The organism is Aquirufa sp. ROCK-SH2 (assembly GCF_054558315.1).
The window spans coordinates 413,178-430,529 of record NZ_JBPXKB010000003.1 but is presented as its reverse complement, the minus strand read 5'-3'; the positions used below and the strand labels follow the sequence as shown (position 1 = coordinate 430,529).

The window sequence follows — 17,352 nt, the reverse complement described above, 5'->3', positions numbered from 1 at the left end:
GTGTACAATTCCTACTTACAAAATACAATTAACAACTATTCTAAAAGCTTAAAAATTGGCAAAACAGCCAATGATAATGCTTTTTTACAGCGGTTTACTGCTAATATTGCTGATATCAGTGAAATTTTTGATCAAATATATTCCAAACATCCCATGGCAAGTCCATTGTTTGAACTTTTGATCAAAAGTATTTTTAATGCCCATTTGGAAAGAACTAAAGATTTAAAATCTAGAGATGATTCCAAAGCTGAAAAAGGCACCTGGTTTTTAAGTAATCAGTTGATGGGAATGAGTCTTTACGTAGATCGATTTGCTGGTAACATTCAGGGTTTAGGTAAGAAATTGGATTATTTAGAAGATCTTGGCGTTAACTTTTTACACTTAATGCCTTTGTTTAAAAGTCCTGAAGGAGAAAGCGATGGCGGTTATGCGGTGGAAGATTTTCGTCAGGTAGAGGAAAGATTAGGATCCATTGAAGATTTAAGAAAACTACAATCCAAACTACAGTCGAAAGACATGTATTTAATGATTGATATTGTTTTGAACCACACCTCTCATCACCATGAATGGGCAAAAAAAGCAAAATCTGGCGATAAAGAGTATCAAGATTACTTTTATTTCTTCGATGACCGTAGAATTCCAGACGCGATGGAGGAACATCTTCCTGAAATATTCCCTGAAAGCTCTCCCGGAAGTTTTACTTATATTGAGGAAGTGGACAAATGGGCGATGACAGTATTTCATCATTACCAATGGGATCTTAATTATACGAATCCAAAGGTGTTCATTGAAATGCTGAATAATGTATTCTTTTATGCCAATTTAGGTGTGGATGTACTGAGAATAGATGCACCTGCCTTTATTTGGAAGCAAATGGGGACTACGTGCCAAAATCTCCCAGAAGCACATAAATTATTGCAACTCATCAAATTATGTGTGGAAGTTGCTACGCCAGGAATGGCATTATTGGGAGAGGCTATTGTGGCCCCGGCACAGATCATGGAATATTTTGGAACAGGCAGATTTGCGACTCACGAGTGTGATTTTGCTTATAACGCTACTCAGATGGCCTTGCAATGGGATGCGCTTGCCACAGGTGATACTCGAATTATGTTAGCGGCGCAACATGAATTACTGAAAAAACCTTTGGGTGCGACATGGGTAACCTATACAAGATGTCATGATGATATTGGCTTGGGGTACGATGATTACATGATTGATCAAGTGGGCTATAATCCATATTTACATCGCCTTTATTTGAAAAATTATTATGGCGGGCTTCAAGAAGATTCACCAGCTTCAGGCGCTCTTTTTGCGGTTAATCCTAAAACTCAAGATGCTAGAATTTCAGGTTCATTAGCTTCTCTTTGTGGATTAGAAAAAGCCGTAGCAAGCAAGGACAAAAAGAAAATTGAAACTGCTATTCAAAAAATCCTTTTGATGCAAGCTCATTGTTTCTTTTTAGGAGGTGTACCAATCTTGTTTTATGGAGATGAAGTCGCTTACCAAAATGATTATTCCTATTTACAGGATCCAGGTAAGAGTTATGATAATCGCTGGATGCATCGCCCAATCATCGATTGGAAAAAGAATGCAAAATCAAAAAAAGAAGGAACTACCGAGTATCAAGTTTTTACAGCTACGAAAAAACTCATTGAATTACGTAAAAGTTTAGATGTAGTCGCTGATTTCAAAAATTTAGAATGGATGAGCAGCCATAATCCGGCAGTCGTGGGATATATTAGATCTATTGAAAATAAGAAAGTTTATTTCTTATTTAATTTCAGCGAAAACGAACAAAACCTAACCTTTTTCGCTTTCGACAAAAACGGGAAAAGACCGAATAAGTTAAAAGATCTTTGGTCAAATCAAACGATATCAGTTGGAATGGATCATGATCATTTACATTTTCAAGCTTATCAATTTTATATTTTAGAAGAAGTTTAACAATTAATGCCTCCTTGTACGATTTCTTTACCCATTTCGCAATGGAGGCATTTTTTTTGTGTACAATAATTTTTATGTAAATGTAAGCAAGCCTGCGAATCAGCCGCGGATCGAATAGGCAAATGTAAATTTTTGAAAATATTTACGATGCTATTTTCCTCTAGGCGTAATTCATTTAACCAACGCATAGCCTTTTTTCCATATTCGTATTGCTTTTTTATTTTAGCATAGGTAATTAACATCGGTATTAAAGTGTTGATGCAAATGGATTGAAAGGAATATAGTCCAAGGCTTGAATAATTTTTACTGGATATTTTACCAAAATGATAATGGCTATCCCAATAAAAATCCAAGGGAATTTCAAACAATGTTTTAATTGTATTTAATTCCTTTATTTCTAATAATAAAGAAATCAATGAGCAATTAGATTTAATCATTTCTGAAAACTGAGCCAGACGGATGGTTGGAAAATTATAAGGACGAAGTCGCAAAAATTTCCAATCAGAAATATGCAAATAGTTCTTATCCCATTGGTGTTTTTTTTGCAAATGAATGAATTCTTTTCGTAACACTTTTTGGTAATCATCTAAAATGGGTTCTTCCAAAAATCCACCTAAACCAAATAAAATACTTTCCACGGCATAAGGTCTATCTCTGTACCTCAATATGGTTTTAAGGGAAATAGATTGAGCTAATCGCAACATCGGTTCTGCATTGACACGAAAACCGAAACTTTTGGCCAAGGATTGATAAAAGGTTTCCTCCCAATCGAAATGATTTTTCTCAAGTAATTCAGCCATTTGATCTGACTTTTCATTCAAGCGTTCTTTCAAACATTTGTCTAACATGGAATACTTAATCTCAACTGGAATTTTTTCAAAAAATGCCTCACAAAGCAAGGAAGATTTATCCTCCAATTTGAAAGAGCTATTCGTGAGCGACAGATCGTTTATGTAATTAGAAAGATTTAATGTAGGTATCAATGTTCCATCTTGGTAACATACTTTTGTGTCTTCTTCCCAAATAACGTGCAATACCACATTTTCATAAGCATGATCTGTGTCATGGTGATGCACATACCAATCCGATGCTTTTACATGTAATTCAACAGAACCCACCCATTCGATACCATCAATTCTAATTTTAGCATTTTGAAAATCAGCACCTGAGTGAAAATTTTCGATTCCAGTAGAGATAATATTTACATTTTGTCCTGAAGTAGACAATAAAGACAATTGGTCAAATAATCTATTTTTCCAAAAATAGGCTAGGTATAATTCGTTCATATTCGCTCGAAATTTTCAAACGAATGTAATGGCTAGAAATAAAAGTTGTTTGATAATTTGATGGAATAGCGATAATTATCAATTTATTGAAAAGAGCTTTGATGTATGAGGTAAGATGTAAGATGTAGAGAGGAAAACAGCCTTAATGATTCTTAATGACTTAATGTTTAAAAGATTATTAACCATTAAGAAATTAAGAGATTAAGAAAAATAAGAAAAACTTAATGCTTCTTAATGCCTTAATGTTTAAAAATCAATAACCATTTGATAAAACTGAGAAACTTCTTGTAAAATTTGAACGATTTCTTCAAAACTACTAGATGTAACTAATCGACTGCGGAATGGTTTAAAATGATCCAATCCTTTGAAATAATTGGCATAATGACGACGCATTTCAACAATACCACCGTGATTACCTTTCCAACGAATGGAAAATTCTAAATGTTTAAGACAAACTCTAATTCGCTCTTGCAAATCTGGCCCCGCTAAATGCTCGCCAGTTTTCAAAAAATGTTTGATTTCATTGAAAATCCAAGGATAACCAATGGATGCACGACCAATCATGATGCCATCTACCCCATATTTATTTTTATATTCTAAAGCCTTCTCTGGGGTGTCAATATCGCCATTTCCAAAAATTGGAATTTTGATTCGTGCGTTATTTTTGACTTTGGAAATCAATTCCCAATTAGCTTCACCTTTATACATTTGAACGCGTGTTCTACCATGTACCGTTAAAGCTTGAATTCCAATATCCTGCAAGCGTTCTGCTACTTCCTCAATATTTTTGGTAGACTCATCCCATCCTAAGCGGGTTTTTACCGTAACAGGTAAATGTGTGGCATCCACAACAGCTTTGGTCATAGCAACCATTTTCGGAATATCTTGCAGCAAAGCCGCTCCTGCACCTTTGCAAGCGACTTGTTTTACCGGACAGCCATAATTAATATCAATCAAATCGGGTCCTGCCTTTGTTGCAATTTCAGCACAAGCAGCCATTGTTTCAATAGAACTCCCAAATAATTGAATGCCTATGGGGCGTTCATATTCAAAAATATCTAATTTCTGAACACTTTTAGCTGCATCGCGAATAAGTCCTTCGGAAGAAATAAACTCGGTATACATCAAATCAGCACCATTTTCTTTGCAAACTGCCCTAAAAGGCGGATCAGACACGTCCTCCATGGGTGCTAAAAGTAAAGGGAAATCACCAAGTTCTATGTTACCAATTTTTACCATTCTCTTAAAAAATTATGTAAATTTACGACCATTATGCAAGAAAACTATTATTCAGGGCCAAGCAATTGGTTTAACATATTTTCAAAGCTTCTTAGCTTATTTGGTTTTTTCCTACTTGGTAGTTTCATAGGACAATTCATTGGCTTATTTGTGGTGTTAATTCAAACAGATTTGATTACTCAAATTAAGTCCAATAACCAGCAGCAATTGACCTTACAAATGGTACAATTCCTCAATCATCCAGAAGCTTTTCCGAATGGCCATAAGGCAATGATGAGTTTTCAATGGTTCAGTGCATTGTTCAGTTTTGTATTTAGTGCTTGGGCGTTTAATCGATTTGTCAACAAACAGACTTTGAATGATTTAAGTCCCAACGAAGCTCCTTCATGGAACATTTTTCTTTGGTCCATCATTGCCTTACTTGTTTCATTGCCATTAATGGAATACATCATTCAATGGAATCAGCAAATTCAACTACCAGCTGCCTACCATAGTCTGGAAGAAAGTATGAAAAGTAGTGAACAATTGGCCGAAAAATTAACACGATTTCTAATTCATTTTGAAACACCTTTGGATTATATTACTGGATTAATTGTTATTGGTGCAATGGCAGGATTGGGTGAAGAATTGTTTTTTAGAGGGATATTACAAAATCTTTTTGAAAAATATTTAAGCAACAAACATGTAGCCATCTGGTTAAGTGCTGCTATTTTTAGCTTCATCCATTTCCAATTTTATGGATTTTTCCCAAGATTACTCTTAGGTGCATTTTTTGGTTATTTATATGTTTGGTATCGAAATATTTGGATTCCAATTGTTGCTCATTTTTTCAATAATGGATTTAGCTTGACCATGAGTTATTTATACCAATTGAAAAAAATCAACGTAGATCCAGAACAAAGTATTCAATATATGCCCATTTGGTCAGCTGCTGTTTCACTAATTTTCGTATCTTTCTACCTTTACCGATTACACAAATATAAAACGAGTTAAAAGATGAAAGATTGGGAATTATTAGGTGTATCTACAAATGGCATTGATTTAGAAATTCAAAAGTCTGCCTTATTAGAAAATTGCCAAATTCAGGCAATTGTGATCAATAAAAAAGTAAGTGGCTATGAATTAGGAAATTGGGAACTGTATGTTCATCAATCTCAGGCTGAGGCAGCCAAAGAATATTTAACAAGTATATCAGATAATACCAAATCTTAATGGGCATTCGAAACCTTTCCAATTTACAGCAAAGAGTCATTGCAGCCATCATTGCTGTACCTTTCCTGTTGTTTTGTATTCATTTCAGCGACTATACTTTTTTAGGATTATTTCTTTTAATTGGTGCAGCAGCTCAATTGGAATTTTACAAATTAGTAGGCAGTTTTGATGGAAATCTGCCCTTGACTTTTTATGGAACATTTTGTGGAATTGTATTACACTTATTGACTTTTTTCATTGAAAAAGGAATGATTGGTTATCAAAATTATTACATACTTTCTCCTTTATTAGCCATCATATTTTTCATCAAATTATATAAATCTAAAGATGAAAAACCTTTCCAAAACATTGCTTATACCTTCTTGGGAATTATATACGTGGCCTTACCCTTTGCACTTTTAACCGTTTTGGCATTCATCAAAAATGAAACGTATGATCCTCAATTGATCATGGGATGTTTGTTTTTATTATGGGCCAGCGATTCAGGGGCTTATTTTGCAGGTACTAAATTTGGAAAAACAAAGTTATTCGAGAGAGTATCTCCGAAAAAATCATGGGAAGGTAGTATTGGTGGAATGGTAACTGCTTTAATCGTTGCCTACTTTATATCCAACTATTTTACGAATTATGCTGCATGGCAATGGTTTAGCATTGGAATCATTATTGTAGTAGCGGGTACTTATGGCGATTTAGTAGAATCTTTATTTAAACGAAGTATCAATATCAAAGACTCCGCGAATACCATTCCAGGTCATGGTGGGTTTTTAGATCGCTTTGATGGCTTGTTATTATCCATCCCATTTATCATTACTTTTTTAAAATTATTTTAATTTAACATCGTTTAACTAATAGAGTTGGTTAATATTCGTTTAAAAAGCGAAATTCGATTTATGAAAATTTGGAGTAGCTATAAATACCTGTTTTTCTTGATGCTTTTTGTAAGCTCATTCCACATGTTCGGTCAAGGACAAGATAAAACAGTGCTTTTTACCGCACGCGTAATTTCATCACAAAACTCTGAATATTTACCACTCGCCTATGCTTTTAATCCCAAAGCAGGAAGTGGATCTTTAAGTGATAATTTTGGCATCATTGAAATGTATGTTTTCCCTGGAGACAGCATTGTTTTTTCCTACATCGGTTACAAGAAAAAATATTATATCATACCCAAAGATACTGAACTAACGCATCGAGCAATTATATTAATGGATGAAGATTCCAAGATGCTTTCGGAAGTAAAGGTTTACAGGCATTCATCGGAAGAAGAATTTAAAAAGGCTTTTCTGGATATGCGTTTATCCGATGAGAAGCAACGAAGTATTTTAGATCGAAATTTGGAACAATCCAAACTAAACGTATTTGCTTTACAAGCTGGATTGGGAGCGGCATCTAATTTCAGGAATTTTTCCGATCAAATGACCTATTCCATCGCCAATCGATCATTTATTAACTCGCCAACTTTGGCATTAACAAATCCATTTGCTTGGATGAGTTTCCTCAAATCGATAAAAAATGGCGATCTAAAACGAAAGGATTACAAAAAGGCCTACGAGTTCTTACCCAAGGAAAATATTTCTAGACAACAATTCTTGAAGGAAAACAAATAATCTTTTGAAATATTAAGAAATCCAAGTAACTGATTAAGAATATAAGTTTTTGGATTGCTAATCCAATTTACATTTCTTAGGGGGTATGGGGCCCCCTTCCCCCAGCAATTTACGCGTTTAAAAGTTCAGTTGTTTGATAAAATTAATCACGAAAATCAGCTAGTTGATTCATTCAAATGTTTTTAATTCCCTCAAACATTCGAATCATGTTCAATAATTGTGTGGCTGGAAATTCGACAGGCTCAGCAAATGTGCTTAGCCAACGCTATTTCTTCTTTTTTCAAACTCATCAATAGGCTTTCGGTTAATCCCAACGAAAGATTTGAACGTAGCGGTAGAGATCTATGATGTAAGAGGTAAAAGGTAAGAGGAATTGAGAATGTAGAATGTATAATCTGAAATCATCTTTTCTTCTTTCTTACGTCATACATCTTACATCATACATCATTTTCATTCGTCTTGGATTAACTTGCGACAAATAAGTTTTTTTGTTTCTTTTTTTTTTCAAAAAAAGAAATACCATAGAAAATGAATTAGCCAGAAAATTGCATTGTCGGCAAGCAATAAGACAATTAAATTTGATTTAGTCACAATCTTTGAAAAGGATTCTAAATTTTAGGTTTTAACTCTTAATTCTTAATTCGCATTAATAATTATTACATCCTATGTTCGCATCCGTTTGATTCTATCATATCCTGATATTATTTAAACATTAAGGCATAAAGAAAACATTCCCTCAACTCATTTCTTTCTGCTATCGATGTATAACCATTTTCAGGACAAAGAAATAATTAGATAATCAAACTCTTTTCTATCTTTGCAATCACATATACAATTTTTTATTAAAAAAATCCAAAACAGAATGTTTCAAAAAATTAACATCCCAAAACTGGGCTTTATGCTATTTTTCTGTAGCCCATTTTTCCTACACGCTCAACAAAACATTTCACTCAATGATTTGAGTTTTTGGAAGGTCAACAATAAAACAAATTGGCAAATTGCAGGAGATGTAAATGCCGATTTAACAATTTCGGAAGCTATGTCTACTAGCCATGGAACTGGTGTTTTAGTAAATTTGCCCAACAAAGAAAATAGAGCCAATTTAATATCAACACAAGAATTCGGAGACGTAGATGTTTCATTCGATTTTATGATGGCCAAACATTCTAATTCGGGATTTTATTTACAAGGCCGATATGAAGTGCAACTTTTAGATAGCTGGGGAGTACTAAACCCAGGAACCGGAGATTGCGGTGGAATTTACAAAAGACGAAAATTCATTCCTCAAGAATATTTATACGAAGGCCATGCTCCTAGAATTAATGCTTGTTTGGCACCTGGGCTTTGGCAACACATGGAAATTTCTTTCCAAGCACCCAAATTTGATGCAAAAGGACAAAAAATCAGCAATGCAAAAGTATTATTGATCAAATTAAATGGTGCTGTTATTCAAGAAAATGTGGAACTAACTGGCCCGACAGGTGGACCCATTTCAGAAACAGAAGCTGCTCTTGGGCCATTTATGATTCAAGGAGACCACGGAGCAGTAGCTTTCAAAAACTTGAATATTAAAGGTTTTACAGGTAAAGAAGTAAAAATGTCTGCGGTAGACTATCAAGTTTATTTAGGTGAATTTAAAAACGCCAAAGATTTCATAGGAAAGAAAGCCAACACATCCGGCAAAATAGACAAATTAACTTGGGAGGTAAGTCCACAAGAAAATAATTTAGCAGAAATATTCAAAACAACTTTAGAGGTTCCCGTTGCAGGAAAACACCAATTTGAATTCATTATTGCTGGGAATTCCATTGTCAATATCAATGGAAAAGAAGTACTGAGTAATCAATGGAGAGATAATAGCAACAAAAGAACGATTGAAATCGACTTACCTGCTGGAAATGTTCCTGTTGAAATCATTTCTTACAAAACAGATGGTTGGTTGAGACCCGCATTAGGAATGTGGATTCAAGGACCAGAATTTAGATCAAAAGCCTATCATTCTATTTCATCTTTATTGGGAGCCAATGCCTCTGACCCAATTTTATTGGATGCAAAAACCAACACGGTTTTTAGATCTTTTACTGATTTAATAAAAAATGGTAAAAAAATTAAACGAATTGTACATGGTGTCAATGTAGGTAGTCCAAGTAATTTACATTATACCTATAATCTAGACAATGGAAGTATTGTTCAAATTTGGAAAGGAGAATTTTTAGATACTTCACCCATGTGGGATGATCGTGGAGACGGTTCTTCGAAAGCCAGAGGTGCCATTTTAACATTAAATGATGCGGCTACATTCATTGGAACAGAAAACAAAGATCAAATAGAAGAATCTATTCCAGAAAAAGACAACTTCAAAACGTTGGGTTATGAAGTTGACGAAAACGACTTACCTACTTTTCATTATCAAATGCAGGGTGCAAAAGTGGATGATCAAATTCGAGTAAAGGAAAACAAAATCTTAGAAAGAACACTTTCAATCAGCAATTTTAATAACAATCAAGTAATTCGATTAGCCATAGGAGAAGAAATAATTTCTTTAGGCAATGATTTATATGCTTTGGATGGCAAAAAATATTTCATCAAAGCGACGAATGCAAGCATCACTGGATCAGGCTCCATGAAAATTTTGAGTACTCCAGCTAGTGCAAAAATCACCTATGAAATACTTTGGTAATCCATTTAGAAAGACATCAAAATGAAATTGAACATACAAAATATTGCAAAAACATTAATAATAACAGCCTTTACTTTGAGCCAAACCTTGGCACAAAAGGCCGCAACAGAAAACGATTATTATAAAATCATCAAATTACCCGTTCCAGAAGGGATTGTTTTGGAAGTTGGAGGAATGGTTACTTTACCCAATGGTGATTTAGCCGCTTCAACTCGAAGAGGTGATGTATATATCATTGAAAATCCAACTTCTAATCACCCAAATTTCAAAAAGTTCGCCAGTGGATTACATGAAATTTTGGGATTAGCCTTTAAAAATGGTCATTTATATTGTGCCCAAAGAGGAGAATTAACCCGCTTAGTCGATGCGAATGGAGACGGGAAAGCGGATAAATATGAAACAGTTTATTCATTACCCATTTCTGGACATTACCATGAATATTCATTTGGACCCAAAGTGGGCCCTGATGGATCTTTTTATGTAACAGGTAATGTTGGATTTGGTGCTTCTGATTGGTGGGCAGGAAAATCACTTGCACCTTGGAGAGGTTGGACGATGAAAATATCAGAAGATGGTAAAATGGAGCCTTTTGCAGCTGGCATGCGCTCACCCTGTGGAATCGGAATGTTAAATGGCGACTTCTTTTATGGTGATAATCAAGGCGATTGGCAAGGATCTGGTTTTATTTCACATGTAGAAAAAGGTGATTTTATGGGTCATCCCGCTTCATTAAAATGGGCAGATAGACCGGAATCTCCTGTTAAAATGAGAAAGGAATTGGTATTTGCTAAAGTAGATCCAAGAGATAATCCATTTGTCAAACCAGAAAATATCGAAAACGAAAAATATACTACGATTTATGAGATGTCGAAAAACATTTATCCGGACAAGCAAATCAAATCTCCTGCAGTTTGGTTGCCACATGGCGTTTTAGGTATTTCAACGTCTGAAATTATTAGTGATGAATCTAATGGAAATTTTGGTCCATTTTCAGGGCAAATTTTTGTTGGAGACCAAGGTATGTCGAAAATTGCGCGTGTGTTTTTAGAAAAAGTGAATGGACAATACCAAGGCGCTTCTTTTGATTTCAAATCAGGATTTAGATCTGGTGTCCTAAGAATGGCTTGGGCAGGTGGTGAAAATGGTATGTATGTAGGAGGCACCAATCGTGGTTGGGGATCAGTTGGAAAAGAAGCTTTCGGTTTAGAGCGACTGGTTTTTACAGGCAAAATGCCTTTTGAAATGAAAGCTGTTAGAGCTATGCCAGACGGCTTCGAGATAGAATTTACCAGTCCTGTAAGTAAAAAAACGGCAGAGAATATTGCCAATTATGAAGTTTCAAGTTACACCTACAAATATCATCCCGTATATGGTAGTCCGATGGTTGATAGAAAATTCAATTTGGTTAGAGGTGTGCAATTATCAGAAGATGGCTTAAGAGTTCGTCTTGTTGTAGATAATCTTCGTTTAGGCTATGTTCACGCCATTATTCCCAATGTAAAATCAGCCAATGAGGGGAATGAATTATTGCATAATACTGCATATTACACTTTGAATAATATTCCAGCAGGAGCAAAAGCTACTTTTCCTTTGACGAATCAAAAAATCAACCAAGGTAAATTACAAGAAGATAAAGGTTCAAAAGTAAATACTCCAGACAATCAAAAGAAGGAAGCGGCTCCCAATGTGGAAGGTGAAAAATTAAAAGCTAAAGCTGGAATTATTTCAACAGAAGAAGCGATGGTTTTGCTGAAAAAACACGCTTGTTTGGCTTGTCATAAAGTTGATGAAAGAGCGGTCGGACCTGCGTACACAGAAATTGCAAAAAGAAAATATAGCAATGCCCAAATAGCGGCCTTAGTAGCAACTCCAAAACCATCTAATTGGCCAGATTTTAGCACACCTATGGCACCCATGAGTCATGTACCCAAAGGCGATGTATTAAAAATTGCAGGTTGGATTAATTCTTTGAGAAAATAAAATTAAAAATGGTGAGTATTTTAAATCGAATTTCATTTTCCTTTTGGATAATCATTGTGGTAGGAATAGCACTAATTTATCCACAGCCTTTCATAGGTATTGGCAATATTCAGTTTAAAATACTCATCATTCCATTGTTACAAATCATCATGTTTGGCATGGGGTCCACCATGGGAATGGAAGATTTTCAAGAAATTTTAAAGTCGCCCAAAGCCGTATTTCTAGGCGTATTCTTTCATTTTTTAATCATGCCCTTGGTAGGATTTGGGATCACCAAAATGATTTTTTTTCCTCCTGAAATTGCCGCAGGAATTATTATGGTCGGTTGTATGCCCTGTGGATTAGCATCCAATGTCATGTCTTATATCGCAAAAGCTAATGTGGCACTTTCCTTGACACTTACTGCTGTTGCCACATTGATTGCCCCAATATTAACGCCATTTTTAATGGAAAAATTAGCAGGACAACTGATTGAGATAGACTTCTGGAATATGGTTTGGGAAATCAGCAAATTGATTTTAATACCTATTTTCTTTGGGGTACTTTACAAGAAAATAATTGGAGAAAAATGGACTTGGTTACAAAACAACCTAACGACAATCTCTATGTGGAGCATCGCCATTATCATCATTATTATAACGGCAAACGGAAGAAATGCATTATTGACAGTTGGGCCCATGTTGGTTTTAGCTTGTTTAATCCATAATGTCATGGGATTCATCTTGGGTTACTGGGGCGGTAAATTAACAGGTCTTCCAGAAAAAGACTGTCGAACTATTGCGATTGAAGTTGGCTTACAAAATTCTGGCTTAGCCTCTGGATTAGCCATGGCCATGGGCAAGGTTTCTACACTCGGCCTTGCCCCTGCCATTTTTGGCCCATTAATGAATATCAATGGCTCTGCTTTAGCTAATTATTGGAAAAGGAAATGATTTGTTTAGGTAAGAGGTAATAGGTAAGAGGTAAGAGGTAAGAGGTAAGAGGTAAGAGGTAAGAGGTAATAGGTAATAGGTAAGAGGTAATAGGTAAGAGGTAAGAGGTAAAAGAGGTAAGGTTTCTCTTTTCTCTTTTCTCTTTTACCTATTACCTCTTACCTTTTACCTAATTAAGTACCTTCCTCAAACTAGCCATACTCGTTGCGATACTTTCATACGGATTTTTAGCCATATCATGCTCTACGAAAAAGTGTTGTAATCCGCCGATAGAAGCTGACTGGAATATTTTAGCATAATCAATGATGCCATTTCCTACGGGTAATATTTCAGAGAAATCCTTGTTGAAATCTTTTACGTGACATAATGGGAAACGTCCTGGATGTTGTTTGAACAAATCAACCGGATCAATTCCTGCTTTCGACACCCAACCTAAATCTAATTCAAATTTCATTAAATCCGATGGAACTTCTTTAGCGAATACATCAAAAGGGCGAAGACCTTCTATTGTTTTGAATTCAGCATCATGGTTGTGATAACAAAAAGTTAAACCTGCCTTTTTAGCTGCTTCACCCGATTTATTTAAAATGCTTACAGCTTCTTCTATTTCCTGTTTACTATCAATTGGGATATTGGCACAAACCAAATATTGTACGCCTGATCCTGATAATGAATCAATAATTTCATTGGTATCAAATTTCAAAGAAAGCATTTTAGGCATTTTAGACGAATCAAAACCGGGTCTTGGCTTAAATGGTGCACCCATAGCATGATGTGAGGTCCATGTCATTCCAATCGATGTCAAATATGAACTAAATTCTTTGGCTGTCATTCCATAAAAACCTGGTAGCATACTAAATGCAGATTCAATTTCCTTATACCCTGCATCAGCCACTTTTTGTAAAGAGCCTTTGACATCCTTTTCAATTTGACCAAATAAGGTAAATAATTGTAATCCGACAGGGCATGAAGCCATAGATTGTGCATGAACTAAACGTGGAGCCAAGATACTAGCTGCCAAAAATGTACCTGATTGTTGAAGAAATTTTCTTCTAGAGTTCATATTAAAATAATTTAAGGTTTAAATAAAATTAATGTATTTTTTTGATACAATAAAATTATTTTCCCAATTCTAATCATTTTATAGTAAATTCAAGGCTTTAAAATTAAACTATGAAAAATATACGTGTCTTAGTAGTTGGCTGTGGAAATATGGGTGCTTCACATGCTAAATCATATCAAAATTCACCCGGATTTGAGATCTGTGGCTTAGTTTCACCTGGATCAAGCAAAGAAACACTTGACAAAGCCTTGGGAGGAGGAAATACCTTATATTCAGATTATTATCAAGCATTGGCAGATTCAAAACCTGATGCCGTTTGTATTTCAACTTACCCAGATACACACGAAGACTACTCCATCGCTGCCTTGAAAGCAGGCTGCCATGTTTTTTTAGAAAAGCCCATAGCAGATTCATTGGAGGGAGCTGTCCGTGTAGCGGAGGCCGTTAAACAATCTGGGAAAAAATTAGTTGTAGGTTATATTCTACGCCATCATCCCTCGTGGATTAAATTCATTGAAATAGCTAAAAACATGGGAAAACCTCTAGTTATGCGAATGAATCTGAATCAACAAAGCCATGGGTATATGTGGGATGTTCATAGAAATTTAATGAAAAGTTTGAGTCCAATCGTTGATTGTGGCGTTCATTACATTGATGTAATGTGTCAAATGACTCGCTCCAAACCTCTTCGAGTTTCGGCAATCGGAGCCCGAATGACGAATGATATTCCAGATGGAAATTATAATTATGGGCAATTACAAATTTATTTTGAGGATGGTTCTGTGGGTTGGTATGAAGCTGGATGGGGTCCAATGATTTCTCAAACTGCCTATTTCGTCAAAGATGTATTCGGACCCAAAGGATCCGTATCCATCGTGGCCAAAGACGCAGGTGGAGAAGGCAAGTCAGATGATGTAGAATCGCATACCAAAACGGAATCCTTGCGTGTCCATTATTCAGATATTGATGAACAAAATAAATTCACAAAACCCGATGAATGGGTCAATTTAACCGATGAACCCGATCATCAAGGCTTATGCGATAGAGAGCAAGCATTTTTCTTGAAAGCTATCTCCGAAAACACCGATTTAACAGACCACGTGGAGGATGCAGTTAATAGTTTACGTATTGCATTTGCATGTGATGAATCGGTTAGAACGGGGAAGATGGTTACTTTGTGAGGTAAGAGGTAAGAGGTAAGAGGTATGAGGTAAGAGGTAAAAAGTAAGAGGTAAGAGGTAAAAGGTAAGAGGTAAGAGAAAAGAGGTGGCTGAGGTTCACGAAGCCACCGAGTTTTCTTTCTTCCAAAATTAAAATCAACAAACAAAAAATATGAAAAAAAACTACCAATGGCTCGTTGCAGCCGGATTATTGACAATTAGTCAAATTAATTTTGCCCAGGATAAGCCATTTAAATTCATTGATAAGGCAAATATGAATTTAAATGTAAAACCAGGAGATGATTTTGCAGAATATTCAAATGGAATTTGGGTGAAAAACAATCCCATTCCAGCCAAAGAAACAAGATGGGGAAGTTTCAATCAATTGAGAGATTTCAACATCAATGCAGTAAAAAATATCTTAGAAAACTCGCTAAAAAATCAATCAAAGGCTGCACCTGGGTCTATTGAGAAGCGCGTTGCGGATTTTTATGCAGCAGCGATGGATAGTTTAACCATTGAGAAATTAGGCTATAGTCCAATCAAAGAAGACCTAAATAGAATTGAAGCAATTTCAAGTAAAACAGGAATTGTAAATGAAATGGCTAATTTCAGAACTTCGGGAATTGGCACACCTTTATATGGTTTTTATGTAGGACAAGACAGAAAGAACATTGAAAAAATGGTTCCTCAGTTGAGTCAAGGTGGAACTAGTTTACCTGATAGAGATTATTATTTAAAATCGGATGCGAGAAGTTTGAAAATTCAAGAAGCATACAAAAAATACATCGTATCTCTATTCACACTTATCGGAACATCAGAAGAATTAGCTAAGAAAAATGCTGAAACGATTTTCCAATTAGAAAAGCAATTAGCTGATGCGCAAATGTCGAGGGTGGAAATGAGAGATCCATACAAAACATATAACAAATTATCATTTATCGATTTCCAAAAAAGCACACCTGAAATTGATTGGAATAACCAGTTCAAAACATATGGTATTCCTCAACAAGATTCTATCTTAGTTTCTGCTCCTAAGTTTTTTGTGGCGGCGAACAAATTGTTAGCAACAGAATCATTGGAAAATTGGAAAACCTATTTGACATGGAATTTATTAAAAAATTCAGCAGGTAATTTAAGTAGTCCTTTTGTGAAGGCCAATTTTGCTTTTTCTCAAGTTTTATCTGGGCAAAAAGTTCAAACACCGAGATGGCAAAGAATGTCCAGTTTAACCGATGGAACCATTGGGGAACTACTTGGTCAATTATATGTAAAGGAATATTTCAAACCAGAAGCAAAAGCTAGAATGGTCGAATTAGTGGAAAATTTGAGAAAGGCTTTTGAAATCAGAATCAAGAACTTGGATTGGATGAGTCCAGCTACGAAAGAAAAAGCATTGGCCAAATTACATGCCTTTACTCCTAAAATTGGTTATCCAGATAAATGGAAAAACTATGATGGATTGGAAATAAATGACAAGACTTTTTTCAACAACCTAAGAAGTGCCAGCATTTGGGGTTTCAAAGAAAATATCAGCCAATTAGGTAAGCCAGTTGATCGTAGTAGATGGGGAATGACTCCACCTACGGTAAATGCCTATTACAGTCCTGTGATGAATGAAATTGTCTTCCCAGCAGGGATTTTGCAATTCCCATTCTTTGCAGCTGAAGCAGATGACGCCTTAAACTACGGTGGAATTGGAGCAGTAATTGGTCACGAAATGTCGCATGGTTTCGATGATTCAGGTAGTCAATACGACAAAGATGGTACGTTGAGAAATTGGTGGACTCCCGAAGATTTAGCCAAATTTAAAGCTAAAACAGCCTTATTAGGAGCACAATTTGATGCCTATACCATTTTAGATACCTTACACGTGAATGGCAAATTGACCATGGGGGAAAACATTGGCGATTTAGGTGGATTGAACATGGCTTATGAAGCATTCAAAATGACAGAGCAAGGAAAATCCAAAAAGAAATTAGATGGATTCACTCCAGACCAACGCTTCTTTTTAGCTTGGGCGCAAGTTTGGAGAGGTAGTTCATTGCCTGAAACAGCCGCACAATTAGTTCAAACAGATCCTCACTCTCCTGCTGAATTTAGAACCATCGGTGCACCTGTCAACATGGATGCATGGTACAAAGCATTCAAAGTGAAACCAGGCGATAAGCTATATAAAAAGCCAGAGGATCGAATTAAGATTTGGTAATTGAAGAGAGAAGAGAGAAGAGAGAAGAGAAAACCGA

13 protein-coding genes are annotated in these 17,352 nt (G+C 35.6%); 10 read left to right on the top strand and 3 right to left on the bottom strand.

The window, feature by feature from the left end; genetic code table 11:
* The gene (locus tag V7S79_RS08935) at positions 1-1,947 is read left to right on the top strand and encodes an alpha-amylase family glycosyl hydrolase (protein ID WP_459490236.1); all 1,947 of its coding nucleotides are present in this window, start codon (positions 1-3) and stop codon (positions 1,945-1,947) included.
* Here the strand turns inward: V7S79_RS08935 and V7S79_RS08930 are convergent.
* Together V7S79_RS08930 and dusB are read right to left on the bottom strand one after the other, a co-directional pair.
* Complete coding sequence (locus V7S79_RS08930; protein WP_459490235.1) at positions 1,944-3,233, bottom strand: DUF2851 family protein; 1,290 nt, start codon at positions 3,231-3,233, stop codon at positions 1,944-1,946. The two genes, V7S79_RS08935 and V7S79_RS08930, sit on opposite strands and share 4 nt — an antisense overlap.
* A 246-nt stretch (positions 3,234-3,479) precedes the next feature.
* Positions 3,480-4,472, bottom strand: coding sequence for a tRNA dihydrouridine synthase DusB (gene dusB / locus V7S79_RS08925; RefSeq protein WP_459490234.1), 993 nt, complete (start codon positions 4,470-4,472; stop codon positions 3,480-3,482).
* 33 nt (positions 4,473-4,505) lie between these two features.
* On the opposite strand from dusB, the gene V7S79_RS08920 reads away from it, so the two are divergent.
* From V7S79_RS08920 to V7S79_RS08890, 7 genes are all read left to right on the top strand, one after another.
* Positions 4,506-5,465 carry a CPBP family intramembrane glutamic endopeptidase gene (locus tag V7S79_RS08920; protein ID WP_459490233.1) on the top strand — a complete coding sequence of 320 codons (960 nt, stop codon included), beginning with the start codon at positions 4,506-4,508 and terminating at the stop codon, positions 5,463-5,465.
* Between the two features lie 3 nt (positions 5,466-5,468).
* Positions 5,469-5,684: a putative signal transducing protein gene (locus V7S79_RS08915; protein ID WP_459490232.1), complete on the top strand. Its 216-nt coding sequence runs from the start codon at positions 5,469-5,471 to the stop codon at positions 5,682-5,684.
* Positions 5,678-6,514 (top strand): phosphatidate cytidylyltransferase, encoded by an 837-nt coding sequence (locus V7S79_RS08910; protein WP_459490416.1) that lies wholly within the window; start codon positions 5,678-5,680, stop codon positions 6,512-6,514. The genes V7S79_RS08915 and V7S79_RS08910 overlap by 7 nt, the downstream gene beginning before the upstream one ends.
* A 60-nt stretch (positions 6,515-6,574) precedes the next feature.
* On the top strand, positions 6,575-7,291 hold the full coding sequence (locus V7S79_RS08905; protein WP_459490231.1) for a carboxypeptidase-like regulatory domain-containing protein: 717 nt from the start codon (positions 6,575-6,577) through the stop codon (positions 7,289-7,291).
* A gap of 862 nt (positions 7,292-8,153) precedes the next feature.
* Positions 8,154-9,971, top strand: a complete 1,818-nt coding sequence (locus V7S79_RS08900) for a 3-keto-disaccharide hydrolase (protein ID WP_459490230.1) — start codon at positions 8,154-8,156, stop codon at positions 9,969-9,971.
* Positions 9,972-9,992: 21 nt separating this feature from the next.
* Positions 9,993-11,951, top strand: coding sequence for a hypothetical protein (locus V7S79_RS08895; protein ID WP_459490229.1), 1,959 nt, complete (start codon positions 9,993-9,995; stop codon positions 11,949-11,951).
* An 8-nt stretch (positions 11,952-11,959) separates the two neighbouring features.
* Positions 11,960-12,883: a bile acid:sodium symporter family protein gene (locus V7S79_RS08890; RefSeq protein ID WP_459490228.1), complete on the top strand. Its 924-nt coding sequence runs from the start codon at positions 11,960-11,962 to the stop codon at positions 12,881-12,883.
* 169 nt (positions 12,884-13,052) lie between these two features.
* Here V7S79_RS08890 and V7S79_RS08885 read toward each other — a convergent pair whose 3' ends face one another.
* Positions 13,053-13,946, bottom strand: a complete 894-nt coding sequence (locus tag V7S79_RS08885; protein ID WP_459490227.1) for a sugar phosphate isomerase/epimerase family protein — start codon at positions 13,944-13,946, stop codon at positions 13,053-13,055.
* A 110-nt stretch (positions 13,947-14,056) separates the two neighbouring features.
* Here V7S79_RS08885 and V7S79_RS08880 point away from each other — a divergent pair, with 110 nt between their 5' ends.
* Together V7S79_RS08880 and V7S79_RS08875 are read left to right on the top strand one after the other, a co-directional pair.
* Positions 14,057-15,127 carry a Gfo/Idh/MocA family protein gene (locus tag V7S79_RS08880; protein WP_459490226.1) on the top strand — a complete coding sequence of 357 codons (1,071 nt, stop codon included), beginning with the start codon at positions 14,057-14,059 and terminating at the stop codon, positions 15,125-15,127.
* Between the two features lie 151 nt (positions 15,128-15,278).
* On the top strand, positions 15,279-17,315 hold the full coding sequence (locus V7S79_RS08875) for a M13 family metallopeptidase (RefSeq protein WP_459490225.1): 2,037 nt from the start codon (positions 15,279-15,281) through the stop codon (positions 17,313-17,315).
* Positions 17,316-17,352: the final 37 nt, after the last annotated feature.